24 protein-coding genes and 2 tRNA genes are annotated in these 25,330 nt (G+C 64.4%); 13 read left to right on the top strand and 13 right to left on the bottom strand.

Features of this window, described 5'->3' with window-relative positions:
* Nucleotides 1-33: 33 nt before the first annotated feature.
* From rseP to rpsB, 8 genes are all read right to left on the bottom strand, one after another.
* Nucleotides 34-1,386: an RIP metalloprotease RseP gene (rseP, locus tag ACOOHP_RS22190; protein WP_420468631.1), complete on the bottom strand. Its 1,353-nt coding sequence runs from the start codon at nucleotides 1,384-1,386 to the stop codon at nucleotides 34-36.
* Nucleotides 1,379-2,572: a 1-deoxy-D-xylulose-5-phosphate reductoisomerase gene (locus ACOOHP_RS22185; protein WP_420468630.1), complete on the bottom strand. Its 1,194-nt coding sequence runs from the start codon at nucleotides 2,570-2,572 to the stop codon at nucleotides 1,379-1,381. The genes rseP and ACOOHP_RS22185 overlap by 8 nt, the downstream gene beginning before the upstream one ends.
* A 5-nt stretch (nucleotides 2,573-2,577) precedes the next feature.
* Nucleotides 2,578-3,402, bottom strand: coding sequence for a phosphatidate cytidylyltransferase (locus ACOOHP_RS22180; protein WP_420468629.1), 825 nt, complete (start codon nucleotides 3,400-3,402; stop codon nucleotides 2,578-2,580).
* Nucleotides 3,403-3,497: 95 nt separating this feature from the next.
* The gene (gene uppS / locus ACOOHP_RS22175; RefSeq protein ID WP_420468628.1) at nucleotides 3,498-4,217 is read right to left on the bottom strand and encodes a polyprenyl diphosphate synthase; all 720 of its coding nucleotides are present in this window, start codon (nucleotides 4,215-4,217) and stop codon (nucleotides 3,498-3,500) included.
* A 113-nt stretch (nucleotides 4,218-4,330) separates the two neighbouring features.
* Nucleotides 4,331-4,888 carry a ribosome recycling factor gene (gene frr, locus ACOOHP_RS22170; RefSeq protein WP_420468627.1) on the bottom strand — a complete coding sequence of 186 codons (558 nt, stop codon included), beginning with the start codon at nucleotides 4,886-4,888 and terminating at the stop codon, nucleotides 4,331-4,333.
* Between the two features lie 94 nt (nucleotides 4,889-4,982).
* A complete protein-coding gene (gene pyrH / locus ACOOHP_RS22165; protein ID WP_420468773.1) occupies nucleotides 4,983-5,711 on the bottom strand; it encodes a UMP kinase in 729 nt (242 codons plus the stop codon).
* Between the two features lie 72 nt (nucleotides 5,712-5,783).
* On the bottom strand, nucleotides 5,784-6,707 hold the full coding sequence (gene tsf, locus ACOOHP_RS22160) for a translation elongation factor Ts (protein ID WP_420468626.1): 924 nt from the start codon (nucleotides 6,705-6,707) through the stop codon (nucleotides 5,784-5,786).
* A gap of 3 nt (nucleotides 6,708-6,710) precedes the next feature.
* On the bottom strand, nucleotides 6,711-7,511 hold the full coding sequence (gene rpsB, locus ACOOHP_RS22155) for a 30S ribosomal protein S2 (protein ID WP_420468625.1): 801 nt from the start codon (nucleotides 7,509-7,511) through the stop codon (nucleotides 6,711-6,713).
* A 200-nt stretch (nucleotides 7,512-7,711) separates the two neighbouring features.
* On the opposite strand from rpsB, the gene map reads away from it, so the two are divergent.
* The 5 genes from map (at nucleotide 7,712) to ACOOHP_RS22130 (ending at nucleotide 14,452) form a co-directional block, all read left to right on the top strand.
* Nucleotides 7,712-8,506 (top strand): type I methionyl aminopeptidase, encoded by a 795-nt coding sequence (map, locus tag ACOOHP_RS22150; RefSeq protein ID WP_420468624.1) that lies wholly within the window; start codon nucleotides 7,712-7,714, stop codon nucleotides 8,504-8,506.
* A gap of 90 nt (nucleotides 8,507-8,596) precedes the next feature.
* Entirely contained in the window at nucleotides 8,597-11,302 is a 2,706-nt protein-coding gene (glnD, locus tag ACOOHP_RS22145; protein WP_420468623.1) for a [protein-PII] uridylyltransferase, read from the top strand.
* A 158-nt stretch (nucleotides 11,303-11,460) separates the two neighbouring features.
* Entirely contained in the window at nucleotides 11,461-12,276 is an 816-nt protein-coding gene (gene dapD, locus ACOOHP_RS22140; protein WP_420468622.1) for a 2,3,4,5-tetrahydropyridine-2,6-dicarboxylate N-succinyltransferase, read from the top strand.
* Nucleotides 12,277-12,283: 7 nt separating this feature from the next.
* Complete coding sequence (gene dapE / locus ACOOHP_RS22135; protein ID WP_420468621.1) at nucleotides 12,284-13,426, top strand: succinyl-diaminopimelate desuccinylase; 1,143 nt, start codon at nucleotides 12,284-12,286, stop codon at nucleotides 13,424-13,426.
* Nucleotides 13,427-13,429: 3 nt separating this feature from the next.
* A complete protein-coding gene (locus ACOOHP_RS22130) occupies nucleotides 13,430-14,452 on the top strand; it encodes a YheT family hydrolase (RefSeq protein WP_420468620.1) in 1,023 nt (340 codons plus the stop codon).
* A gap of 21 nt (nucleotides 14,453-14,473) precedes the next feature.
* Here the strand turns inward: ACOOHP_RS22130 and fur are convergent, their stop codons facing one another.
* On the bottom strand, nucleotides 14,474-14,896 hold the full coding sequence (fur, locus tag ACOOHP_RS22125; protein WP_420468619.1) for a ferric iron uptake transcriptional regulator: 423 nt from the start codon (nucleotides 14,894-14,896) through the stop codon (nucleotides 14,474-14,476).
* A gap of 63 nt (nucleotides 14,897-14,959) precedes the next feature.
* On the opposite strand from fur, the gene ACOOHP_RS22120 reads away from it, so the two are divergent.
* A complete protein-coding gene (locus tag ACOOHP_RS22120; RefSeq protein ID WP_420468618.1) occupies nucleotides 14,960-15,400 on the top strand; it encodes an outer membrane protein assembly factor BamE in 441 nt (146 codons plus the stop codon).
* Here the strand turns inward: ACOOHP_RS22120 and ACOOHP_RS22115 are convergent.
* Together ACOOHP_RS22115 and ACOOHP_RS22110 are read right to left on the bottom strand one after the other, a co-directional pair.
* A complete protein-coding gene (locus ACOOHP_RS22115) occupies nucleotides 15,375-15,662 on the bottom strand; it encodes an RnfH family protein (RefSeq protein WP_420468617.1) in 288 nt (95 codons plus the stop codon). The two genes, ACOOHP_RS22120 and ACOOHP_RS22115, sit on opposite strands and share 26 nt — an antisense overlap.
* Nucleotides 15,663-15,664: 2 nt before the next feature.
* Nucleotides 15,665-17,053: a sodium-dependent transporter gene (locus ACOOHP_RS22110; RefSeq protein ID WP_420468616.1), complete on the bottom strand. Its 1,389-nt coding sequence runs from the start codon at nucleotides 17,051-17,053 to the stop codon at nucleotides 15,665-15,667.
* A 110-nt stretch (nucleotides 17,054-17,163) separates the two neighbouring features.
* Here ACOOHP_RS22110 and ACOOHP_RS22105 point away from each other — a divergent pair, with 110 nt between their 5' ends.
* A complete protein-coding gene (locus ACOOHP_RS22105; RefSeq protein WP_420468615.1) occupies nucleotides 17,164-17,943 on the top strand; it encodes a ParA family protein in 780 nt (259 codons plus the stop codon).
* Between the two features lie 144 nt (nucleotides 17,944-18,087).
* On the opposite strand, the gene ACOOHP_RS22100 is transcribed toward ACOOHP_RS22105, so the two are convergent.
* Nucleotides 18,088-18,163: transfer RNA gene (locus ACOOHP_RS22100), tRNA-Thr, on the bottom strand.
* Nucleotides 18,164-18,441: 278 nt separating this feature from the next.
* Between ACOOHP_RS22100 and ACOOHP_RS22095 the strand changes: the two genes are divergently transcribed.
* Genes ACOOHP_RS22095 through ACOOHP_RS22070 form a run of 6 tightly spaced genes read left to right on the top strand, consistent with a single transcriptional unit; the run spans nucleotide 18,442 to nucleotide 25,116 of the window.
* Nucleotides 18,442-19,059: a GspH/FimT family pseudopilin gene (locus tag ACOOHP_RS22095; RefSeq protein WP_420468614.1), complete on the top strand. Its 618-nt coding sequence runs from the start codon at nucleotides 18,442-18,444 to the stop codon at nucleotides 19,057-19,059.
* A 1-nt stretch (nucleotide 19,060) separates the two neighbouring features.
* The gene (gene pilV / locus ACOOHP_RS22090; RefSeq protein ID WP_420468613.1) at nucleotides 19,061-19,648 is read left to right on the top strand and encodes a type IV pilus modification protein PilV; all 588 of its coding nucleotides are present in this window, start codon (nucleotides 19,061-19,063) and stop codon (nucleotides 19,646-19,648) included.
* Nucleotides 19,645-20,607 (top strand): PilW family protein, encoded by a 963-nt coding sequence (locus tag ACOOHP_RS22085; protein WP_420468612.1) that lies wholly within the window; start codon nucleotides 19,645-19,647, stop codon nucleotides 20,605-20,607. Before pilV ends, ACOOHP_RS22085 begins: the two co-directional genes overlap by 4 nt.
* On the top strand, nucleotides 20,604-21,260 hold the full coding sequence (locus ACOOHP_RS22080) for a pilus assembly PilX family protein (RefSeq protein ID WP_420468611.1): 657 nt from the start codon (nucleotides 20,604-20,606) through the stop codon (nucleotides 21,258-21,260). Before ACOOHP_RS22085 ends, ACOOHP_RS22080 begins: the two co-directional genes overlap by 4 nt.
* Entirely contained in the window at nucleotides 21,170-24,703 is a 3,534-nt protein-coding gene (locus ACOOHP_RS22075) for a pilus assembly protein (protein ID WP_420468610.1), read from the top strand. Before ACOOHP_RS22080 ends, ACOOHP_RS22075 begins: the two co-directional genes overlap by 91 nt.
* On the top strand, nucleotides 24,700-25,116 hold the full coding sequence (locus tag ACOOHP_RS22070) for a type IV pilin protein (protein ID WP_420468609.1): 417 nt from the start codon (nucleotides 24,700-24,702) through the stop codon (nucleotides 25,114-25,116). The genes ACOOHP_RS22075 and ACOOHP_RS22070 overlap by 4 nt, the downstream gene beginning before the upstream one ends.
* Before the next feature lie 102 nt (nucleotides 25,117-25,218).
* Here the strand turns inward: ACOOHP_RS22070 and ACOOHP_RS22065 are convergent.
* Nucleotides 25,219-25,310, bottom strand: a tRNA-Ser gene (locus ACOOHP_RS22065).
* Between the last annotated feature and the right edge of the window lie 20 nt (nucleotides 25,311-25,330).

Genomic DNA, 25,330 nt, shown 5'->3' with positions numbered 1-25,330 from the left:
TTTGACCCATCGCGGGTTTTGTCTTCCGCACCTTCAAACGAGGCGCATGATGTCGTTGAACAAAGCCAGCACCATCAGCATGCCGATGAACGCCAGACCCACGTATTGCGCTGCCACCTGGGTCCGTTCAGATAAAGGCCTGCCCTTGACCCCCTCGATCGCGTACATCACCAGATGTCCGCCGTCCAGCAGCGGAACCGGCAGCAGGTTCAGCACACCAAGACTGACGCTGACTACCGCCATGAAACTGAGGAAAGAAACCAGCCCGATCTGAGCTGAATCTCCGGCCACCTGCGCGATCTGTATCGGACCGCTGACGTTCTTGACCGAAACCTCACCGAGCACCATGTGCCAAAGCACCCGCAGCGTGAGCTGCGTGACTTGCCAAGCCTGTTCCATGGCTGCAGGAACCGCATCCATGGGGCCCAGCTGGCGCGCGGCGCGCAGATTCTGCCACAACTCCTCGTCCACGACCGGCCCCGCGCCCAGGCGCCCGACCTGGCGACCGGCTTCTTCGGCGGCGCCGACGACGACCTGGATCTCGGAACGCTGCCCGGCCCGTTCGATCTCGATGCGGGTAACACTGGCCGGTCGTTCGCGAACGGCGGCGACCAGCGCACTCCAGTCCTCGATCGGCTGGCCCTCGATGGCCAGGACCCGGTCCTGCGTTCGCAGCCCCGCAGCCTCGGCCGCGCTGCCCGGCAGGATCTGCCCCAGCACCGGTTCGATCCGGGGTTGCCACACCTCCAGGCCCAGATCGCCGAACAGGAACTGCGGGTCGCTACGCACGTTCTGCAGCGACAGCGCCACCTGACGCTCGCCGCCGTCGGCATCGCGTATCGTCAACGGCAGACTGGCGCCGCCGAGACTGCCGTCGATCAGTTCCATGCGCAGTTCGTTCCACGTCGGCACCGGCTTGCCGTCTACGGCCAGCACTTCGTCACCGGAACGCAACCCGGCTTGTGCCGCGGCGGTGCCTTCGAGCGGCGTGTCAATCAGCGGCCGCAGCCCCTGCACGCCGATCATGAACATCAGCCAGTACAGCGCGATCGCCAGCAGGAAATTGGCCGCAGGTCCGGCCACCAGTACCGCCATGCGCGTGGGCACCGACTGCCGATTGAACGCCAGATGTCGCTCGGCCGGCTCCACCGGTCCTTCGCGTTCGTCGAGCATCTTGACGTAGCCGCCGATGGGATACGGCGCCAACGCCCATTCCACGCCGTCACGGGTGCGGAAGCTCTTCCACGGCTTGCCCCAGCCCAGCGAAAAGCGCAGCACCTTGATGCCCAGCTTGCGTGCCACCCAGTAGTGGCCGAACTCGTGAAAGCACACCAGGATGCTCAGCGCCACGATGAAGCCCGCAATCGACCAGATCAGGTCAAGCATGGGTCGCTCCGCGGAGGAGGTCGTGGCAGCGTCGCCGCGCCCAAAGGTCGACGTCGAGGACCGTCTCGATGTCGGCGGGCTCGCCCAGATCGGCACCCGCCGCATCGCTGCAACACTGGTCCACCATCGCTGCGATCCCCATGAACCCCATCCGCCCTTCCAGAAACGCTCCGACCGCCACTTCGTTGGCGGCGTTCAATACATTGGGCAGATTGCCGCCGGCCTCCAGCGCCGCACGCGCCAGCCCCAGGCAGGGAAAGCGTGCGACATCCGGCGGCGCAAACCGCAACTGCCCCAGGCGCGCCAGATCCAGACCGTCGACCCCCGACCCCCAACGCTCCGGCCACGCCAGGGCGTGGGCGATAGGCACCCGCATGTCGGGCTGGCCGAGCTGCGCCAGCAGTGAGCCGTCCACGTATTCGACCAGGGAATGCACGATGCTTTCGGGGTGGATCACGACGTCGAGGTGCTCGGAGGACAGGCGATAGAGCGCACGCGCTTCAATCAGTTCCAAGCCCTTGTTCATCAACGTGGCGGAATCCACCGAGATCTTCGGTCCCATCGCCCAGTTGGGATGGCGCACAGCCTGCTCCGGCGTGACCGCCGCGAGCTGCTCGCGCGACCATTCGCGAAACGGCCCACCCGAGGCGGTGAGCACCAGCCGGCGCACGCCGCGAGGTGCCTGGCCACAGGCGTAACCCTCAGGCAGGCACTGGAAGATCGCGTTGTGCTCGCTGTCGATGGGGATGATGGTGGCGCGATGCGCCTGCGCCTCGCGCATCATCAGATCGCCCGCCATCACCAGCGGCTCCTTGTTGGCGATCAGCACGCGCTTGCCCGCGCCGATGGCGGCCCGCGTCGGCGCCAGACCCGCCGCACCGACGATGGCCGACATCACCGTGTCGGAATCGGCGGCAGCGGCCAGCGCAATGACGGCATCGGGTCCCTCCAGCACTTCGCAGGGCTGGCCGGTTACCCGCAGCTGCGCGCGCAATCTTGCCGCGGCGCCCAGGTCGGCCAGGGCCACCCGCGGCGGACGGAAGCGGCGGATCTGCCCAAACAGCGTCTCCACATCGTGGTGCGCCGCCAGGCCCACCACCGCAACGCGCTCGGCATGGCGCGCCGCAACGTCCAGCGTGCTGTGGCCAACGCTGCCGGTAGAGCCTAGAACCAGAAGCTTGCGCATGGGGCTCAGATTTTCAGCACGATCAGGCCCAGCGCCATGGTCGGCGCCGCGGCGAGCACGCTGTCCACGCGGTCCAGCATGCCGCCGTGTCCGGGCAGGATGCGACCGCTGTCCTTGATACCGGCGGCACGCTTGAACAGGCTTTCGCACAGATCGCCGACGACGGAAAAGCCCGCGACCAGCAGGCACAGCCCCAGCAGCGGCAGAACCGCCAGCGGCGTCTGCAGCCCGAACACGAAAGGCCCGGCCAGCAGCGTCCACACTGCGCTCAGGCCCAGCCCTCCGCACAGACCCTCCACGGTCTTGCCCGGCGATATCGATGGCGCCAGCTTGCGTCGCCCGTAGCGCCGGCCCGCGAAATAGGCGCCGGTATCGGCCGCGAAGACCAGGAAAAACAGGAACAGCACGCGCAAGGCCCCCTCGGGCATGGCATGCAGGACCCACAAACCCAGCATGGTCGGGACCACCATCAGCAGGCCGAACCCCAGCATCGCCGACGCCTGTGGCCGCGCATGCTGAAAATTCTCCGGGTAGCCCCGCAGCAGCGCCAACAACACGTATAGCCACCACAGCAGGGCTGCGGCCAATACCCATACCGCGTGTTGCCGGAAAAACCAGGCTACCAGCAACGCAACCGCGCAGATCGCCACAACGACCGCGCGGCCGGTAGTCGTCGATGCCGGGGCGCCCATCAGGCCGGCCCACTCCCACATAGCCAGCAAGCCGGCGACACAGAACACCGCGTAGAGGGCGGGCGGCTCCAGAAACCAGACCGCGGCAAGCAGCATCGGCAACAACACCAGGGCGGTGAGCACGCGCTGGATCAGCATGAAGAAACACCTGTAGCGACGGCGATCCGCCAGTGTATGGCCTTGGCCACTGTTTGGGGGTGGCGAGCTTGGGAGGGCCCGGTGCGCTCAGGTTCTCAGGCGCCTTCCGGGACCCGCCCGAACCGCCGCTGACGCGAGGCATACCACGCCAGCGCCTCGGCGAAATGGGTGTCGTCGAAATCCGGCCACAACACTTCGCTGAAATACAGCTCGGAGTAGGCCAGCTGCCACAGCAGAAAATTGCTGATGCGCCGCTCGCCTCCGGTGCGGATCAGCAGGTCCGGCGGCGGAATGCCGGCGGTGTCGAGTTGAGTCTCCAGGGCTTCCGGAGTGATGGTCTGCCCCCGGTCGGCGAGCTTCTGCGCGGCGGCGGCGATGTCCCACTGCCCCCCATAGCCGACCGCGACGTTCAGCTTGAGCCCGTCGTTACCGCGCGTGATCTCGACCGATCGCCGCATTTCCTCGCGCAGCGACGGCGCAAACGCACTGTGGTCGCCAATGAAGCGCATGCGCACGCCATTACGGTGCAGGGCGTCGGTCTCGCGTGCCAGCGTGCGCACGAACAACTGCATGAGCATGCTGACCTCGGTCTGCGGCCGCCGCCAGTTTTCCTGGCTGAAGGCGAACATGGTCAGGTACTCCACGCCCTGACGCCAGGCACAGCGCAAGGTGCGACGGGCGGCCCGGACGCCGGCACGATGGCCACTGGAACGCGGCTGATCGCGCTGCGTCGCCCAGCGACCGTTGCCGTCCATGATGACGGCCACGTGCAAGGGGATGCGTTCTGCAGGCAGTGGCGGCGGAACTTGGATCACGAATGGAAGGTGGAAGCCGGGTGATACTGTGGATCAGCGAACGGCGGACGGCAGCGCCTTCGCGAGCGTAGCGAATGGCCGTAAGGCAAACGACCCGGCCACCGTGCTCCAGTTCACAGCGACATCAGTTCTTTTTCCTTGGCCGCAGACATCTCGTCGATCTTGCCGACGAACTGGTCGGTCAGCTTCTGGATATCGGCTTCGCCGCGCTTTTCCTCGTCGCCGCCGATCAGCTTTTCCTTGGCCAGTTCCTTGATGTCCTGGTTGGCGTCCCGGCGCACATTGCGGATCGCCACCTTGGCCTGCTCGGCTTCAGAGCGCACCACTTTGGTCAGGTCGCGACGGCGCTCCTCGGTCAGCGGCGGCATGATGATGCGGATGATGGTGCCGGCGGTGTTGGGGGTCAGACCCAGGTCCGATTTCATGATCGCCTTCTCGATCACGGCGGTCATGTTCTTGTCCCAGGCGGTGATCGAAATGGTGCGCGCGTCTTCCACCACCACGTTGGCGGCCTGCGACAGCGGCACTTCGGAGCCGTAGTAGTCCACCGTCACATGGTCCAGCAGGCCGGCGCTGGCGCGACCCGTACGGATCTTGGCCAGACCGGACTTGAGCACGTCGATGCACTTCTGCATCCGCTCGCCGGCGTCTTTCTTGATGTCGTTGATCATGGCGTTTCACATCCTCCTGCGGGATTTGAAGCTCGCCGCGGCTCGCAGCGCGCGGCGGTTCTAACTCCGGTTGAAAGTAGGGTCGGACAGGTCCTCAGGCATGGACATGGGTGCCGATGCCGGCATCGCCCATCACGATCTGCCGCAGTGCGTGCGGGCGCTGCATGTCGTACACGCACAGCTTGATGCGGTGATCGCGGCACAACACCATGGCGGTCTGATCCATCACCCCCAGACGCCGGTCCAGCGCCTCGTCGTAGGTCAGTTCTGCGTAGCGGGTGGCCCGAGGGTCTTTCTTCGGGTCCGCGGTGTAGATGCCGTCCACCTTGGTGGCCTTGAGCATCAGGTCGGCGCCGATCTCCACCGCCCGCAGCGCTGCGGCCGAGTCGGTGGTGAAAAACGGATTGCCGGTCCCGGCGCCGAACACCAGCACCCGACCCTTCTCCAGATGACGGATGGCGCGGCGGCGGATGAAGTCCTCGCACACCTCGTTGATGCGGATGGCGGATTGAACCCGCGCCTGCAGCCCGACCCGCTCAATGGCGTCCTGCAACGCCAGCGCGTTGATAACCGTTGCCAGCATGCCCATCTGATCGCCGGTGACGCGATCCATGCCCGCACGCGCCAAGCCTTCGCCGCGAAAGATATTGCCGCCTCCCACCACCAGCGCCACCTCCACGCCGGCCGACACCACGTCACGCAACTCCTCGGCGACGAAACTCATGACCTTGGGCGAGATGCCGAAGTCGAAGTCGCCCATCAGGGCTTCTCCGCTGAGTTTCAGCAGGATGCGTTTGTAGACGGGCTGTTCGCTCATGGCCAGGGTCGCGGAGTCGATAGGAAGAGGCCCCGTTTCCGGGGCCTCCTTGCAACAGCGGGAGTCTACTGCAAGCGCTCAGACCTGCGTGGCTGCGGCGACCTCGGCTGCAAAGTCGGCCTGCTTCTTCTCGATGCCCTCGCCCACCGCCAGACGCACGAAGGCGGCGACGGCGGCCTTCTGCGCGGCCAGCACCTCGCGCACCTTGGCGTCGGACTTCAGCCCGTAGGCGTCGTTCTTGACGAAGGGCTGGCCCACCAGGGTCTGCTCGTCGAGAAACTTGGCGATCTTGCCGTCCAGCATCTTGGCGACGATCTCGGCCGGCTTGGGCTTCTTGCCGGCCTCCGCCTCTTCGGCCTGTTCCTGCGCCACCTGGGCCTCGATGATGCGACGCTCGGAGGCGACCACCTCGGCCGGGATACTGGCCGGGTCCACCGCACGCGGCGCCATGGCGGCAATGTGCATGGCCAGATCCTTGCCCAGATCCTCGCTGCCGGCCTTGAGCGCTAGCGCCACCGCGATCTTGTCGCCCGGATGGATATAGGTCACCAGCGGGCCACCGGCGGCGGTCACGATCTCCACCCGGCGGATGGTCAGGTTCTCGCCGATCCGGCCGACCAGTTCGCGGCGACGCTCGTCCAGGCTCTTGCCGCCGGATTGCAATGCCACCAGCGCTTCGATTCCGGCCGGACGCTGGTCCAGGGCCAGTTCCGCGGCGTCGCGCGCCAGGCTGCGGAAATCTTCACCCTTGGCGACGAAGTCGGTCTCGCAGTTGACCTCGACCAGGGCGATGGCCTCGGCGTTGGAGGCGACCGCCACGATGCCCTCGGCGGCGGTACGTCCGGCCTTCTTGTCGGCCTTGGCGGCACCATCCATGCGCAGCTTTTCGACCGCCTTGTCGAGATCGCCGTCGACGGCTTCGAGGGCTTTCTTGCAATCGCCCATGCCGGCGCCGGTGCGCTCGCGCAGCTCCTTGATCAGGCTGACGGAAATTGCTGCCATCGTTCAGGCCTCCGCGCGTTCGTTGCGGCCGCCGGGCTTGCGCGGGCCACGGGGGGGACGACGATCGTTACGACCTTCGGAAGCTTCGGCCTCCGGCGCTTCTTCACGCGGGGCCACCGTGTTGGAGCCGCGGCCCTCGATCACGGCGTCGGCCACGCACTGGGCGTAAACCTTGATGGCGCGGGTGGCGTCATCGTTACCCGGGATGACGATGTCCACCACCTCCGGATCGTTGTTGGAGTCGACCACCGCGATGACCGGAATGCCGAGCTTGCGCGCTTCGGCCACTGCGATCTTCTCGTAGCCGGTGTCGATCACGAACAGGCAGTCCGGCAGGCTGGGCATGTCCTTGATGCCGCCCAGCGAACGGCGCAGCTTTTCCAGCTCGCGGGTGAACATGAGCTGCTCTTTCTTGGACAGGCGGTTGATGGTGCCGTCCTCGAACTGCTTTTCCATCTCGTGCAGACGCTTGATCGAGCCCTTGATGGTCTTGAAGTTGGTCAAGGTGCCGCCCAGCCAGCGCTGGCTCACGAACGGCATGCCGCAGCGCTGTGCCTCGGCCTCGATGGCCTCGCGGGCCGCGCGCTTGGTGCCGACAAACAGCACCCGCCCGCCGCTGGCGGCCATCTTGCCGGCGTAGGCGCAGGCGTCCTTGAGCAAGGGCAGCGTGTGCTCGAGATTGATGATGTGGATCTTGTTGCGGCTGCCGAAGATGTAGGAATCCATCTTCGGGTTCCAGTAGCGGGTACGGTGGCCGAAGTGGGCCCCCGCCTCCAGCAGCTGGCGCATGGTGATGCTCGACATGTAAACCACTCCTTGGGTTGGTTCAGACCGCGCCGGTAGTGACTAAAGCAGGCACCCAAGGCCGGGGCGGATGAGTTTGCGCGTGGCGGAATACCCGCAACGTCGCTTCATTGCTAAAAAAAGCGCGGCTTTATAGCATGCGCGACGCACTCACTCAACAGCGCGCGTGCGCGTTCACTTTCCCTCCGTCGATCTCGCCGATGTATTCCGAAAGCAGCTCCAGCAAGGGCATCTCGATCAAGTCTCCGGAAGAGCAGCAGAAAATGCGCGAAGCCGGCCGCGCCGCCGCGCAGGTGCTGGAAATGATCGCGCCCCAGGTGGTCGCCGGCATCAGCACTCAGACCCTGGACGACATCTGCCACCGCTATATCACCGAAGAGCTTGGCTGCGTGCCGGCGCCGCTCAACTACCGCGGCTTTCCCAAGTCGATCTGCACCTCGGTCAATCACGTCGTATGCCACGGCATCCCGGCGGCCGCCAAGGTGCTCAAGCGCGGCGACATCATCAACATCGACATCACCGTCATTAAGGACGGCTGGCACGGCGATACCAGCCAGACTTTCTACATCGGCGAACCCGGCGTACTGGCCCGGCGTCTGGTGGAAACCACTCGCGAAGCCATGGTGACCGGCATCCGCATGATCCGCCCCGGTGTGCGCCTGGGCGACCTCGGGCAGGCCATTCAGCGCATCGCCGAACAGCATCGCTACTCGGTGGTGCGGGAATACTGCGGCCACGGCATCGGTCGCGTCTTCCACGAGGAGCCCCAGGTGCTGCACTACGGCAAGGCCGGCACCGGGGTCGAACTGCAGGCCGGCATGTGTTTTACGGTGGAACCCATGCTCAACGCCGGCCGCGCCGAGGTCAAACTGCTGCCCGATGGCTGGACCGTGGTGACCAAGGACCATTCGCTGTCGGCGCAATGGGAACATACGGTGCTGGTCACCGACAGCGGTTACGAGGTGCTGACCCTGCGTCAGGACGAAACGGTTTGAACCCGCTTGCAGGCGCCGGCTCCCGGTCCGCGGAAAGGCGTGCAACCCCGTTAGTGGAAACCGGCCACCGGAAGCCGGAGACTGTCTTCCATGGCTGAGCTCGATTTGGCGGAAGACGAAGGCGCCAGCGTATTTTCCGCGCGCAAGGTCCGCGCACGGCTGCGCGCCGACGATGGCCGGGCGATCCCGGCGTTTCGGGCCACCCTGGCCTGGGGCCGCGAGCGCCTGGTCAACCTGTTTCACGACGGCCAATCGGCCGAGTCGCTGGTGCGGGCGCGGGCACATCTGGTCGACGAAGTGCTGTCCCAAGGCTGGGAGCGGCACCTGGCCGGCGCGTCCGAAGGCGTCGCCCTGGTGGCGGTGGGCGGCTACGGCCGTGGCGAACTGCTGCCGGCTTCCGACATCGACATCCTGATCCTGCACGACGGCGCCGGCCTGGAGCGCTCGCGCAAGGCCCTGGAACTGCTCACTGCTTTCTTCTGGGACATCGGACTGGAAGTGGGCAGCAGCGTGCGCTCGGTGGAAGATTGCGTGGCCGAATCCGGCAAGGACATCACGGTCATCACCAACCTGATGGAAGCGCGCTTCCTCACCGGCGACCGCGAGCTGTTCGACCGCATGCAAGCGCAACTCACGCCCGATCGGGTGTGGCCGGTGGCGGAGTTCTTCCGCGCCAAGAAAGCCGAGCAGCAGGCGCGCTACCGCAAGTACGACGATACCGGCTACAAGCTGGAACCCAACGTCAAGGAGTCGCCCGGCGGCCTGCGCGACATCCACACCATCGCCTGGGTGGCCAAGCGCCATTTCGGCGCCGGCACCTTGGGCGAGCTGCGCGACCACGGCTTTCTGACCAAGCAGGAATGCGACGAACTGTTCGCCGGCCAGGACTTCCTGTGGCGCGTGCGCTTTGCCCTGCACATGATCACAGGCCGGCGCGAAGACCGCCTGCTGTTCGACCACCAGGTCAAGGTCGCCAGCCTGTTCGGCTACGTCAATCTCGACCCGGAGCATCCCAACCAGGCGGTCGAGCAGTTCATGCAGCTGTACTACCGCACCATCAAGTCGCTGAGCTGCCTCAACGATATGCTGCTGCAGCTCTTCGAGGAAGCCATCCTGCACCCACCCGCCGGCAACAACCCGGCCGAGATCGCCGTCAAGGCACTCAATCCGCGTTTCCAGTCGCGCAACGGCTATCTGGAAGCCCGCGACGACGCTGTATTCCGGCGCCATCCGCAGGCGCTGGTGGAACTATTCCTGCTGCTGCAGCAAAACCCTGCGCTGGAGGGCATCCGGGCGCAGACCATGCGCATGATCCTGCGCGACTCGCGACTGCTCACCGACGAAGTGCGCCGCGACGTGCGCACCCGCGCGCTGTTCATGGAAATGTTCCGCGAAGGGCGCGGCCTCACCCGCAACCTGCGCCGCATGAACCGCTACGGCGTGCTCGGCCGCTATCTGCCGCAGTTCGGCAAGATTGTCGGTCTGATGCAGTACGACCTGTTCCACACGCTGACGGTCGACGAGCACATCCTCTACGTGGTGCGCAACCTGCGGCGCTTTGCCATGGAGCGCTTCCGCAACGAGCTGCCGTTCTGCAGCGCCCTGTTCGCAAAACTGGCCAAGCCCGACGTGCTCTACCTGGCCGGTTTCTTCCACGACATGGCCAAGGGTCGCGGCGGCGATCATTCCGACATCGGCGCCAGCGAGGCGCGCGACTTCTGTCTGGATCACGGTCTGTCGCATGCCGACGCCGAACTGGTGGCCTGGCTGGTCAAGAATCACCTGGTGATGTCGCTCACCGCCCAGCGCGCCGATATCTCCGATCCGCAGGTGGTGGCCGACTTCACCCGCAAGGTCGGCGATCGCACGCATCTGGACTATCTGTTCCTGCTCACGGTGGCCGATATCCGCGCCACCAATCCGGCGCTGTGGAATTCCTGGCGCGCCTCGCTGCTGATGGACCTGTACAAGGCGACCAGCCGCTCGCTGGAGCGCGGCGTGGAAAATCCGCTGCGGCAGGAGGAAATGGTGGCGGAGACCCAGCGCGATGCGCTGGCCATTCTGGCCAGGCGCGGCGTCGACGAAGCCGCCGCGCGCAGCGTCTGGATCCGGTTCGGCGACGAGTATTTCCTGCGCCACTCGGCTGAAGAGCTGGCCTGGCATTTCCCCGCCATCCGCGATGCCACCGACGCGGACCTGCCGCTGATCCTGGTGGAAAACGTCGGCGGCCGCGGCACCACCGTGTTCGTCTACATGCGCGACCGCGATCATCTGTTCGCATTGTCCACCGGCGTGCTGTCGCGGCTGGGACTGAACATTCTCGACGCCCGCATCAACACCACCGCCGACGACTTCGTGCTCGACTCCTATGTGGTGATGGAAGGCGACGGCAGCGCCATCCAGAACCCGCATCGCTTCGGCGAGATCCGGGAACAACTGCGCGAGGTGCTGGCCGATGAGAAGCGTTCGGCCATCGCGGTCAATCGGCGCGCCTCGCAACGCCTGCGCAATTTCAATACGCCGACCAGCGTCTATTTCGGCCAGGACACCGCGCGCGAACGCACCGTGCTGGAACTGGTCACGGCCGACCAGCCAGGGCTGCTGTCCATGATCGGTCGCGTCTTCCACAAGCGCGGCATCCTGCTGGACGCCGCCAAGATCGCCACCATCGGCGAGCGCGCCGAGGACGTGTTCTTCATCACCGACCGCCAGGGCCGTCCGATCGAGGATGAACACAAGCTCGACCAGCTTGCCGAAGTGCTCACCCGCACTCTGGATCGCAGCGACAATCCTTAGTTCGAGATGACCGAGATCATGCGGCGGCGCGAAGGGCGACCATGCCCTCGACGTCACCGTTTCCCGCAGCGACTGCTGAGTGTGGCGACCCGCAGCGGGCATGATTTACCTTGCGCCTCCGCGCACATTTTTCTTCGACCCTGCAGGCCCCAAAGCCCATGAACAGCCTCATCCAAACTATCGAATCCGCCTGGGAAGGCCGCGCCGACCTTGACCGAAACGACACCACCCTCCACGAAGCGGTCAGCAGCGCAATCGCCCTGCTCGACAGCGGCAAGGCCCGCGTGGCCGAACCCGGCGCCAATGGCTGGGTGGTCAACCAGTGGCTGAAGAAAGCGGTGCTGCTGTATTTCCGCCTGCACGACAACGCGCCGATCGGCCTGGGCGCCCTGCAGGCCTACGACAAGGTGCCGCTCAAGTTCGAAGGCTGGAGCGCCAACGACTTCGTACAGCAGGGCGCCCGCGTGGTGCCGCCGGCGGCGGTGCGCAAGGGTGCCTATATCGCGCCCACTGCGGTGCTGATGCCCAGCTACGTCAACATCGGCGCCTACGTGGGCAGCGGAACCATGGTGGATACCTGGGCCAGTGTCGGTTCCTGTGCCCAGGTCGGCGCCAACTGCCACATCTCGGCGGGTTCCGGTATCGGCGGCGTGCTGGAGCCGCTGCAGGCCAACCCCACCATCATCGAAGACGACTGCTTCATCGGTGCCCGTTCGGAGGTGGTGGAGGGCGTGATCGTGGGCAAAGGCTCGGTAATCTCGATGGGCGTGTTCATCACCCAGTCCACGCCGATCTACAACCGCGAGACCCGCGAGACGATTTACGGCCGCGTTCCACCCGGCTCGGTGGTGGTGGCCGGCTCGCTACCCAAGGATGGAGGCGCTTACGCCCTGAGCTGCGCAGTCATCGTCAAGACCGTGGACGAGAAGACGCGCGCCAAGGTCGGCATCAACGAGTTGCTGCGCGATCTGTGAGCCGCACGTGAGCGAGCATCCCGACCACTCGGTCCTGGCGCTGGCGCGAGCCCTGATCGGGCGGCGGTCGCTGACCCCGGACGATGCCGGCTGCTGCGAGCTGCTGGCCGCGCGCCTGCAGGCGCTGGGATTCGCCGTTGAGTATCTCAACGCGGGCGGCGTCACCAATCTTTGGGCACGGCGCGGCGATCAGGGTCCGCTGACCGTCCTCGCCGGCCACACCGATGTGGTGCCCACCGGTCCGCTCGACCACTGGCATAGCGACCCCTTTGCGCCGGAGGTTCGCGACGGCCTGCTTTACGGCCGCGGCGCCGCCGACATGAAGTCGGGCATCGCCGCCATGGTTTGCGCGGTGGAACGCCTGCTGGCAAGCGGCGACTACGCCGGTTCGCTGGCGTTTCTGATCACCAGCGACGAAGAGGGTGCAGCAATCCACGGCACCCAACACGTGGTGCGCGAACTGCACGCGCGCGGCGTGGTGCCGGACTACGCCATCGTTGGCGAGGCCTCCAGCGACCGGAACCTCGGCGATCGCATCGTGGTCGGCCGACGCGGCTCGCTGGGCTGCAATCTCAAGGTCATCGGCCGACAGGGTCACGTGGCCTATCCGCACAAGGGCGACAACCCGATACACCGGCTGACATCGGCGCTGGCCGAGCTGGTAGCCACGCAGTGGGATCAGGGCAACGCCCACTTTCCACCCACCTCGTTCCAGATCTCCAACATCCGCGCCGGCACCGGTGCCAACAACGTGATTCCGGGCAGCGCCGAGGTCGTGTTCAATTTCCGCTACTGCACCGAATCGACCGCCGAGGATCTCAAGGCGCGCGTACAGGGCGTGCTGGACCGCTGGTGCCCTCAGTACGAGGCCGACTGGTGGCATACCGGCCAGCCTTTCCTGACCCGCAGCGGCAGGCTGATCGAGGCGGCACGCGAGGCGATCATCGAGGTCGCCGGGCTGACGCCCGCGCTGTTCACCGGCGGCGGCACCTCCGATGCGCGCTTCATTGCACCCTGGGGCGCTGAAGTGGTGGAAATCGGACCGATCAACGACAGCATCCACAAAGTCGATGAACACGTGCGGGTGGAGGACCTGATGCCGCTGTCGCGGATCTACGAGTCCGTATTGCGACGCGTCGCACAGCACTGAAGCTTGGACGCCGGATCGCCACCGACGCCGGTCGGATTTCGGCCCAGCCTGGGCCTGCGCAATGCCGCGATGCAGTCGACGCTGGCCAGCAAGCGACCGGTGCAGCGCATGTGGCGACGGCGCGGCATCGAGCTGAACCGCTTGTCCACCGCGCAGGTGCTGGACTGCCGCGAGAGTGCGCGCCTGAGCGGATACCTGACGCCACGCAGACCGGACGCGCCTGCTCGCGGTGTGGCGGTGCTGATCCACGGCTGGGCTGGCTGTCACGATTCGACCTATCTGTACTCGATGGCCGCCCGGCTGCACCACGACGGCTACGACGTGTTCCGGCTCAACCTGCGCGACCACGGCGGCAGCCATCACCTCAACCGCGACATGTTTCACTCGGCGCGCATGGGCGAGGTGCTGGACGCCGTGCAGGCCGCGAGGCGCCTGGCGCCGGAAGGTCCGCTGTTCGTCATCGGCTTTTCCCTGGGCGGCAATTTCGCCCTGCGGGTCGCCTTGCAGGGGCCGGCGATCGGGATCGACCCGGCGTTGACGATCGCGATTTCGCCTTCGATAAACCCCGGTGCCACCCTGCAGGCCATCGACCGCGGGCCGCGGCTGATCCGCTGGTATTTTCTCGACCGATGGCGCCGCACTCTGGCAATCAAACGCGAGGCGTGGCCCCACTACGATTTTTCGGCCTATGCGGGTCTCGACAGTTTCGTCGCCGTGACCCGCCGATTCGTCGCCGATTTCACCGAATACCCGAGTTGCGAAGACTATCTGGCGCAGTACACCCTGACGCCGCGGATGCTGATGGACGCACCCTCGCCCATCGCGATACTGAGCGCGGCGGACGACTCGGTGATTCCGGTCGGCGATTTCCAAGGCCTGTCGGTCCGCGGTTCGGTGGTGGGCGCCGATCTGACCGCCTACGGCGGCCACTGCGGTTTCATCTCCGACTGGCGTTTTTCCAGTTGGGCCGAGTCGCGCGTGATGCACTGGCTGCAGCCGTTTGCCGGAGCACCCAGCCGGAACTGAGGCCAGCCGCGCCGCCGCGATTCAGCGGTGGCCGCCCTTGCCCTTGACGCGTGGTTTGACGTACAGCACCAGGCTGTGGCCGACGATCTCGAAACCGTGCTTCTCGGCGATCTGGTGCTGCAGCTTCTCGATCTCGTCACTGATGAACTCGACCACCTTGCCCGAGTCCACGTCCACCATGTGATCGTGGTGCTCACCGCGATCCAGTTCGAACACCGCATGCCCGTCTTCGAAATGGTGGCGCTTGACCAGCCCCGCCTGCTCGAACTGGGTCAGCACGCGGTAAACGGTGGCCAGGCCGATGTCCTCCTCATGCTTGATCAGATCCTTGTAGATGTCTTCGGCGGACAGATGCTTGGCATCGTTGCGCTCCAGAATCTCCAGGATCTTCAGGCGCGGCAGGGTGACCTTGAGGCCGGCGTTACGCAGGTCGGTAGATTCCACGGTCGGGTCCAGGGTCGGGAGGAACGCGGTATTATCCGCGACTCACTTCAAGCGGCAACTCGAATGCGCGCTATTTTGCTCTCCTTGGTGCTGGTCGGCCTGTGCGGCTGCCAGATCATCTACAAGCTGCCGACCCGCCAGGGCAACGTTCTGGAACAGAAGGACCTCAACAAGCTGCAGCCCGGCATGACCCGCGAGCAGGTCCGCTTCGTCATGGGCACGCCGCTGGCCGCCACCCCGTTCCGCGCGGATCGCTGGGATTACGTGGGCTACTACAAGTCGCCGCGCGGCGATGTCACCCAACGTACGGTGACCGCTTTCTTCGAGGGCGACACCCTGGCACGCCTGGAAGGTGCCGAACCCGAAGCCGGCGACGCCGCGCTGTCGTCGCCCGACGCCGAGGAGATTTACGACGCCGAGGAGCGCGACCGCGCCGAAGCACGCCGGGCTGCGGAGGAAAACGATTCGGGCGTCATCCTCAATCCCGATACCCCGCGCCCTTGAGGGAAGGATTGCGCGCGCGCTGGCGGCGGCGCGTCTTGGGGTCCACCAGCAGCAGCCGGTAGATTTCCACGCGGTCGCCGTCCTGCACCGGGGTGTCCGGCGCCTGCAACCGGCCGAAGACGCCGATCCGCTCCGGCGACAGCGCCCCGGGCTCCAGCGCGACCAGGCCACTGAGTTCCACCGTCTGCAGGATCGACGTCCCGGGAGGCACCGCCAGCCGCACGCTCAACACCCGGTCCGGCGCGGCGTAGACCACCTCCACATTCAGCTGCCCGCCCACAGCCCGGCGAACCAGTCGAGCAGCCCCAGACCGTGCAGCAGCACCACCACCAGGCCCAGCCGCGCCGGGTAACGCAGGGCAAAGCGCCAGCCGGCATGCAGCCATTGCTCGCGCGGCCCCCACACCGCCAGACTTTGGTCGCGCGGTAGCACACGGGCCACGTAGATGCACAGCATCAGCCCGCCTACCGGCACGATCACGAAGCTGGTCAGAAACTGCATCCACTCGAAATAGTTCTGCCCGAACAGCCGCAGCTCGGCGGTCACCCCAAACGACAGCAGGGTGCCCACGCCCAGGGTCCATACGATCACCGCCCCGCCGGTGGCTGCAAACACGCGGGTCTGCCGATAGCGCTCCATCAGGAAACGCGTCACCGGTTCCAGCAAGGTGGCACCGGCCAGCAGGGTGACCAGGAACAGCAGCATGTAGAAGAGGATGGCCAGGGTCACGCCGACCCCACCGGCCGGTAAGGCCAGCGGAAAAGACTGAAAAAACAGGGTCAGGCCGTTGCTGGTCGGCACGCCGGCGCCCATCAGCAAGGCCAGCAGGCCCATCCCCAGCACCAGCCCGAACACACAATCGATGGCGATCACCCACAGACCCAGTTGCACCAGCGGCACGCTGGCGGGCAGATACGCGCCCAGGGTCATCATCACACCCAGCCCGAGGCCAACGGTGAAGAACGCGAGATACAGCGCCTCCACCACGCCGCGCCAGCCCAGGCGCGACAGGTCCAGGGTGAACATGGCATCGAAAGCCTCTTGCGGCGCGCCCACCCACAAGGCCAGCCCGGCAAAGGCCAGCGCCAGCAGCAAGGCCGCCGGCAACAAGCGCCGCGCGGCGCGCTCGATACCTTCGCGAAAGCCGTAGCTGACCGTCACCGTCACCATCACCATGAACAAGGTATGCCAGGCCAGGCTGCGTTCGGGATCGCGCGCCAGCTTGAGAAAAATGCGCGAAGCATCCGCGGCGTCGCGCCCGGCCAGAAACCCGCCGGCGCCGCGGAACAGATAACCCAGGCTCCAGCCGGCGATGACGCTGTAGTAGGAAAGAATGGTCACCGCGCCCACCACCGCCAGCCGGCCCAGCCATTTCCAGTGCCGATTGGCACCGCAGCTCTGCGACAGACGCGCAAACCCCGCACCCAGCTCGTCGCGCATCCAGCGGCCCAGCGACCACTCCGCCACCAGGATCGGCAGGGCCACCATCAGCAGGCACAGCAGGTACACCGCCAGGAAGGCCGGACCGCCGTACTCGCTCATCAGAAACGGCACGCGTGCGCTGCTGCCAATCCCCAGAGCCGCACCGCAGGCCACGGCCAGAAAGGCGGGCTGACTCGACCAGTAACCGTAACTGCTTTCGCGAATCTGCATGGTCGAAGTGTAGCTTCGGCGCGGTACCGAGTTCGGTGTGCGGCGACATGCCCGGCATCATCGCGATCCGTTAGCATCGACGATCCATCCCTGTTCGTCCGGAGCCCGGCATGCGTCGCGTGGTGTTCAATCAGAAAGGCGGAGTCGGCAAGACCACCATCGTCTGCAACCTCGCCGCCATTGCTGCCGCCCGCGGACTGCGCACCCTGGTGGTGGACCTGGACACCCAGGGCAACGCCACGCAGTACCTGCTCGGCGCCAACGGCGCGGTGCCCTCACGCGACATCGCCGACTTCTTCGACTCCACGCTGGCTTTCAGTCTGCAGTCGCCCGCGTTTGCCAGCTACGCCACGACCTCGCCGTTCGCAAACCTGGACGTGATCGCCTCCAGTCCGCGGCTGGAGGAACTGATCGTCAAGCTCGAAGCCAAGCAGAAGATCTACAAGCTGCGCGACGCGCTCAAGAAACTGCGCGGTTACGACGCCGTCTTCATCGATACCCCGCCGGCGATGAATTTCTATTCGCGCTCCGCGCTGATCGCTGCCGAGCGCGTACTGATCCCGTTCGATTGCGACGAGTTCGCGCGTCAGGCGCTCTACACCCTGCTGGAGAACATCCAGGAACTGCGCGCCGACCATAACGAAACGCTGATGGTCGAAGGCATCGTGGTCAACCAGTTCCAGCCGCGAGCCAAGCTGCCCATCCGCGTGGTGGAGGCGCTGCGCGAAGAGAAGCTACCGGTGCTGGCGCAGATGCTGTCCAGCTCGGTACGGGTGCGCGAATCGCACGAGCAGCATCGTCCACTGATCGCGCTGGAGCCGGGCCACCGGGTGACGCAGGAATACGTGGCGCTGTACGAGGCCCTTGCCGGCGCCGCTCGCGCGGCCTGAGGCGCGGTCGCCAACTCCGGAGCGGAGGCTGGATCCGTTTGTCGGCGGCGGTTCTTTCGCACCGCTCGCGCCCACCCGCCCCAACGAGTTCCCGGACCGGTCCGGAGAAGGACCGCGGGAATCGCCACGCTGTTGAAAGATAACTGGTGCCGGAAAGAGGAATCGAACCTCCGACCTACTGATTACGAATCAGTCGCTCTACCGACTGAGCTATCCCGGCAAGGGCGCGGATTATAGGGTCGGCGTGCGGGGCTCACAACGCAAAGCCCGGGCCGCCCCACCCCGCAATCGACCGTCCAGGCCCTTCTTCCGGGCCTGAAAACGCCGGGGGCTGACTGCGGCGCCACCCACGATCACCGGTCCAGACGCCCCGCGCACGACCGTTCGAGGCGCCAAACCGACCGATCAGCGGTCGCCGCCGCCGTTCATCGGCCTGCAAACGCCACTCGTCCCCAGACGCTGAACGGCCGATCAGCCCGCTCCGTACCTTGCTGCGATATGAACGCCAGACCCGGATTCACGCTGATCGAGCTCGTGGTGACGATCGCCATCGCCGGGATTCTGCTGGCCCTGGCCATCCCGAGCTTTCGGGAGACCACGCTTAATAATCAGCGGGCGTCGCGAACCAACCAACTGGTTACGGCCCTGAACTACGCGCGCGGACAGGCGCTGGCGCTGCGCACGAACGTCGAAATTTGCCGAACCAAAGACAGTGCCGCAGAGCCTCCCGTCTGCGATACCGGTACTGGCGGCTGGGAGGATGGGTGGGTGGTATTTGCAGACAACAATGGCGACGGGGAGCCCTCTGCCGGAGAAACGTTGAGGCGACAAGACGCGCTCCTGCCCTCCAGTCAGGCGAGCTTGGCTGATTCCGCGAAGTTCACGATGCGCGGAAACAATAACGTCAGTGACTCGATCACGTTCGCTACGACCGGGATGTCGCCCGGTTCGGTTGGAACTATTGTCGCTTGCGATTCGCGAAACGATTTCAAGAAGGGCCGAGCCGTGGTCGTCGCCAGAACCGGACGAATCCTAAGCTTTGACACCTACACCAAGAACGGGTCGGGAAGCCGCGACCCGAGACTGTCGCCCGGGGTAACGACATGCGAGCGCTGAAATGACGTCCAGCCCATGCCAAGGCGATGCCCGGCGCAGATCGTTGGGGTTCTCGCTTCTGGAGGTCCTGATCGCAATCGTTGTGCTATCGATCGGACTGCTCGGACTGGCAGGCCTCCAGTTCTCCGCTCTTCGCGGAAACAACCAAAGCTACGAACGCAGCCAGGCGCATCTTCTAGCTCAGGAGATTGCCGATTCGATGCGAGTCAATCGCCGAGAAGCAGCAACAGGTGCGTTCAGTATTGAACCTGGCGTTATTCCACCCGAAATGGATTGCCAAGGCGCCACCGTCACCTGTACGCAAGCGCAGGCGGCCGCGCATGACCTGTTTCGCTGGCACCGACGGATGCGGGAAATACTGCCCGGCAGCACCGCACGAATTTTTTGCTCCACCGACCCTTGCGCGCCCGGCGTAATGCACTCCGTGATCGTCATATGGGACGAGTACCGCAAAGGGCTACCCGTTGACAACGCCACAGCGACAAGTTGCCCACCAGGCCCGGTGGAGCCGAACGACGCCAACCCGTCAACTGACGTGTTCGACGAAGAAGATCATTTAGCTTGCGTCCGCGTGGCGTTAGTGCCATGACCAAGGCAAACAAATCGATCCACTGCCCGTTTAGGCATTTTGGTCAGCGCGGCTTTTCCCTAGTTGAACTGCTGATCGCGGTAACCCTGGGTCTGCTGATTCTGGTCGGCGTAGGGTCCGTGTTTCTGGGCAGCAAGCAGTCGTTCCGGTCTCAGGAAAGCCTCAGCCAAGTGCAGGAGGCCGGCCGTTTCGCCAATTTCATGATGGTTCCATACATCCGAAACGCCGGATTCGTAGACGACCCGCTTTCGCAGGTGGACCCCACGCTGATTTTCCTCCCGCCTAACCCGAACGACAATGCCGACGATCAGCTACGCGCAGTTTGGGGAGAGGACGACGTCGCCGATGGCACCGGAAATTTCTGGGGAGTCGATGCTGAGGAGGGCACAGACATACTCGTTGTTCGCTCTACCGGGAGGACACCGTTTGGGTCTGACCCGCCGGTAATAGAGGACGGCCATCTAGGAAACTGCCTCGGCACGCAAGGCGACCGAGATCAAATCGTAGAAAGTATATTTTTTGTCCGAAATCGCGACAACAACGCCGCAAACCCGGAATACACCCTGAGTTGTCGCGCTCGAAGATTAGGTGCCGGCGCACTAATCGTCGACACGCAGCCGTTGATCTCCGGTGTCAGGGATATGCAGATCCTCTACGGCATCGACACTGATCCTGGAGATGACAGCCCCGCCCCCCCGGCGCTGCCGGGGCTGTTCCCGAATCGGTTCGTAACTGCTGCAGATATCGCTGCCGATCCGACGCTGGACTGGCAGCGGGTCGTGGCTATAAAGCTGGAAGTTACCAATGTGGGTAGCGATCAAACAGAGAGTGCCGTAGCGGGTGCTGCCGTGACGTCGATCGACGAAGGCGCAGCCGATGCTATTGACAACGTTGAGGGACGCCGGCTGCAGCGGAGTTTCTCCACGACCGTCTCGATCCGAAATCGGCTGCGAGAATGATGATGCGAAACCGAAACTGTTGTCTCGACACGCGACCCCGGTCCCGCCAAACCGGTGCGGCCCTGGTCATCGCGCTGGTGTTCCTGATTGCCCTGACCTTGCTGGGGATCGCATCAATGGGCGGCAATGTTCTTCAGCAACGCATGACCTATAGCGTCGGCGAATCGAACCGAGCGTTTCAGGGCGCCGAAACTGGCATCGTCAACGGCGAGAACTGGTTGGATAACCAGGATCTGCGGCCCGTTCCTGATTGCGGCGAGACCGATCCGACGACCTGTTGGGACTCGCTGTCCATTTGGCGTGGGCGGCCTACGCTGCCGGAGACACCCGAAGTCAGTATCGCGAATCTGCGGACTCCGAATTGGTGGCAGAGCCGCGGACGTCCGGTCGGATGGATGTATGAGGAGGGGGCCGTAATCGGGCCAGTTGCAGGCCAGGAATATCGCGTTGGTGGCGAGGCAGTCGCCGCGAACACTGACAGCTACCCGCGCTACGTGGTCGAAGAGCTTGGGAAAGATCCGACCGGGTCGAGGACCATCGGCGGTCCAGCGGTACCAGAGCTTTGGTACTACCAAATCTCGGCGCGAGGTGGCGGCAGCTTGGCTGGCGGGCCGCCCACGATTACGCAGAGCGTTTACACCCGCGTTTACTAGCGTGCAAGGGCTCCCCCGAGCCTTTTGACGCACGCACGGAGTCAGATATGAAAGGTCCACAAACTCGCTGCGACACACCGACCGGATCTTTCGGCCCACGCAGAGTTGCGCTTGCACTGCTGGCTGGTGGCCTGATCATGATGGCGGGCCACGCAGGCGCGGCGCCGCTCACTCTGCCCGTCAACCCGCTGTTCGTCAGCACATCGATCAACCCGAACGTGATGATGATCGTGGACAACTCCGGGTCCATGGACAACGTGATCTGGGCAGATGGATTCGACCCCCTGGTCTCGTATCCAAACTACTCGCCCAACTGCAATTTTGGTGGAGGCGTCGCGCCTTGCTGGTCGCCGCTCAATGGCAACGTGATCCGAGGCAATCTGCCCAACGGTGCAGGCGGATGCGCCAGTGATCACCTGCCGGGCTTTCGAAGTGGAGACAGTGCTTTCCGCTGCATCCGCCTGCCCGACGTCCGCGGAACGCTGACCCGCTTCAACGGCAACTACATCAATTATCTCTTTGACACTTTCAGCACTCAGGGTCAGAACATCGATGTTCGCAGCTCGGTGCCCAACATCGTTCGGCTGACAGTGGCGAAGGAGGTTTCGGAAGACATCGTGGTTGCCAACCCGGATGTGAGATTCGGCATTTCATCGTTCAATCCTCCCGGAGGCAGCAGTGGGCCCGGCGGTCGAGTCAACGCGGCTTGCGGTGCCACTCAGACCAACGTCCTTTCTGCGATAGATGGATTGGACCCGGAGGCCAACACGCCACTGGCGGAAACTTACTACGAGGTCACCCGCTATTTTCGGGGCCTCGGTTCGTTCTACAACTCCAACACCAACTACACGAGTCCAGTGCAATACCGCTGTCAGAAAAATTTCGTGATTGCGGTGACCGACGGCTTCCCAACCTACGACGGCACGTTTCCCACCAACGATCCAGACGATGTCGCGAATGCGGGTGCAGCGCTCCCGAACTGGGACGGTTTGGCGCCTGCCACCTTGGCGAGCACGTATCCGAATTTCCCCCAGTTCTCGGACGGCACCACTGGACAGGACCAGCAACCCGAAGGCGCCTCGTTGTACCTGGATGATCTGGCCAAGTTTGGATACGACATCGACCTCAAGAAATCAGGCACCGATCTGACCGGCGGCTCCTATCAGGACCCGGACTTTCTTCAGCAGAATATTCTGACCTACACGGTCGGCTTCGCGGTAGAAAACCAGATGATGGAAGACGCCGCCTTCTACGGACTCGGCGGTCACGATCCCGATGCACCGCCGGCTGGCACTAGCGGCTATTTCACCGCTTCCAACGCCGATCAGTTGACGACCGCCTTGCAGACGGCGCTCAACGACATTGCTGCCCGCGCCGGCAGCTTTTCCAGTGCCTCGCTCAATTCGACCAGCCTCAATGCCGGCAGCCGGTTGTTCCAGGCCAGCTTCAACAGTGCCAACTGGACCGGCCAACTCACGTCCACGCCTATTTCCACCGGTGATGATGAGGGATCCTGCGAGGACGTCGACTTGGGACAACTTTGTGCTCAGCAATGGAACGCGGCCAGTGTGCTCAATGGCCAGAACTGGAACACCGGCCGAAACATCTTCACGTACAAACCGTCCACGGAAGCCGGTATCGCGTTTCGCTGGGGGCAGCTCGACACCGCGCAGCAGAACGCGCTGCGACTACCCTCCGATGCGGACGGCACCTTGCGGCAACCGCGTCTGCAGTACATACGCGGCAACCGCGATCAGGAATCGCCGACCGGCTTCCGCGTACGCGGCGGCGTGTTGGGCGACATCGTCAACTCCGATCCGTTCTTTGTCGGCGCGCCCAATTCCGCGCTGCCGTTCAAGGGATACTCGGCATTTCGCTCCGCCAATGCCGCTCGCGAACCAATGGTCTACGTGGGCGCCAACGATGGCATGCTGCACGGCTTTCGGGCATCGGATGGACGCGAACTGCTGGCCTACGTACCCAACATGATGTTCGGCACGTCCACTGCACCCAAGCTCGCCAGGCTCACAGCCAACCCTTACACGCACGTCTGGGGCGTCAACGGCTCGCCCAACGTGGCAGATGTGGATATCGGGTCCGAGAGCACGCCCAACTGGCGAAGCTATCTCGTCAGTGGCATGGGTTATGGCGCTCAAGGGATCTTTGCGCTTGATGTGACGAATCCCGCCAACTTCAGCGAGGCCAATGCCGCAAGTATCGTGAAATGGGAATTCTCCGACGCCAATGACGCGGACATGGGAAATGTCATGGGCACGCCGTCCATCGTCAAGATGAAGAACGGCAAGTGGGCCGCGATCTTCGGCAACGGCTACAACAGCGGCGTCAGCGATGGCAGCGCCAGCGGCACCGAGCAGGCGGCGTTGTTCATCGTGTTCCTGGACAGCCCCGGCGGAACCTGGACCCCGGGCACCCACTACGTGAAGCTGCTGGTCGGCTCGCCGAACGACGATAACGGCCTCTCCGGTCCTGCTGCCGTGGACCTGGACGGCGACAGCCTCGTGGACTACATCTACGCGGGCGACATCAAAGGCAACCTGTGGCAGTTCAACGTCAACAACGAAGATCCTGCTCTGTGGACGGTCGGCTACAGCAGCAGCCCTCTGTTCACTGCGCGCGATGCCGGCGGCGTGGCGCAACCCATTACCGCGCCCCCTGAAGTCGGCTTCAACCTGCTGACGCCGGACAAGGATGATCTCACCGTCTACGTCGGCACCGGCCGTTACGTCGCGGCAGGCGACAACACCCGGATCGGCCAGCGTACCCAGAGCTTCTACGGCATCTTCGCCAATCCGATCGAAGCGGCGGGCACCCCGCCCACCGAGACGACTACCTCGCCCAACCCCGGGCGCGGAGATCTGCTGCAGCAGTTCGTCGAGCAGGAAGTCAACCTTCCCAGTGGCGATCAAGGTCGTATCACTTCGCAGAATCCGCTGACCATCGGCACTCACAAGGGCTGGTTCATCGACCTGTTCAACACCAACGGAAACACCGCTGCCACTGGCCCCAATCTCGGCGAACGCCAGATCAGCCGACCCATCATCCGGTTCGGCCGCATTGTCTTCACCACGCTGGTGCCGTCTGACGACGCCTGCGATCCGGACGGCACTGGCTGGCTGATGGAGCTCGATGCCCGTGACGGAGGCCGGCCGCGCAAGCCTGCGCTGGATATCACCGACGATCTGATCGTCGATAACAACGACATCTATGACGAGGGCGACGCAGACGATCCGGACGACGACATCAATGTCAGTGGTATCGGTTCGCCCCAGGGCATTCTCTCGACTCCCGCGGTGCTCTATGTGGGCCGAGAGGGCATCGGCGAAGTCAAGTACTCGACTCGTTCCGACGGCAGCACGCTGGTCATCGGCGAAGCCGCTTCGGGTCGCGTCGGCCGTGTCACCTGGCGGGAGATCGCGCCTTGATCGCAAAGACTGAAACGCACCGCCGCCAGTTCGGCATCACCCTGCTGGAGCTCATGATCGCGGTGGCGATCGTGGGCATCCTGGCGGCGATTGCTTATCCGAGTTATGTCGAGTATGTGAAGCGAAGCAACCGCGCGGACGCAATGCAGGCGCTGCAACAGGGAGCCCAGCAGGCCGAGCGGTGGTTTACTCAGCAGAACAGCTATGTCGGACTAACCGACGTTTTCGCATTTGCTGGGGAAAGTACAGTCGAGGGCGACATCTACGATCTGAGCGTGGGCACTCCAACCGCAGTCACCTTTACTCTGACGGCCACACCCAAGGCTGGAACTGTCAATGCTGGTGATGGCGCCATCACCATCAACCAGGACGGCACCAAGCTCTGGAATGGCAAGGGCTGGAATGAGCGCTGACGAAGTTGGCGCGGCCTGCATCTACCAACCAGTCCTCCAAAATGAGAAAAGCCCCCAATGTATCGGGGGCTTTTCTCATTCCGGTGCTGATCGGAGCCTGATTGGCGGAGAGAGAGGGATTCGAACCCTCGATACGGTTTGACCCGTATACACGCTTTCCAGGCGTGCTCCTTAAACCACTCGGACATCTCTCCGGGGGCGGGATTATAGCCGG

It is taken from the genome of Panacagrimonas sp., assembly GCF_965216805.1.
Taxonomy (GTDB): domain Bacteria; phylum Pseudomonadota; class Gammaproteobacteria; order Nevskiales; family Nevskiaceae; genus Panacagrimonas.
This window is presented reverse-complemented; position numbering and strand designations above follow the sequence as displayed.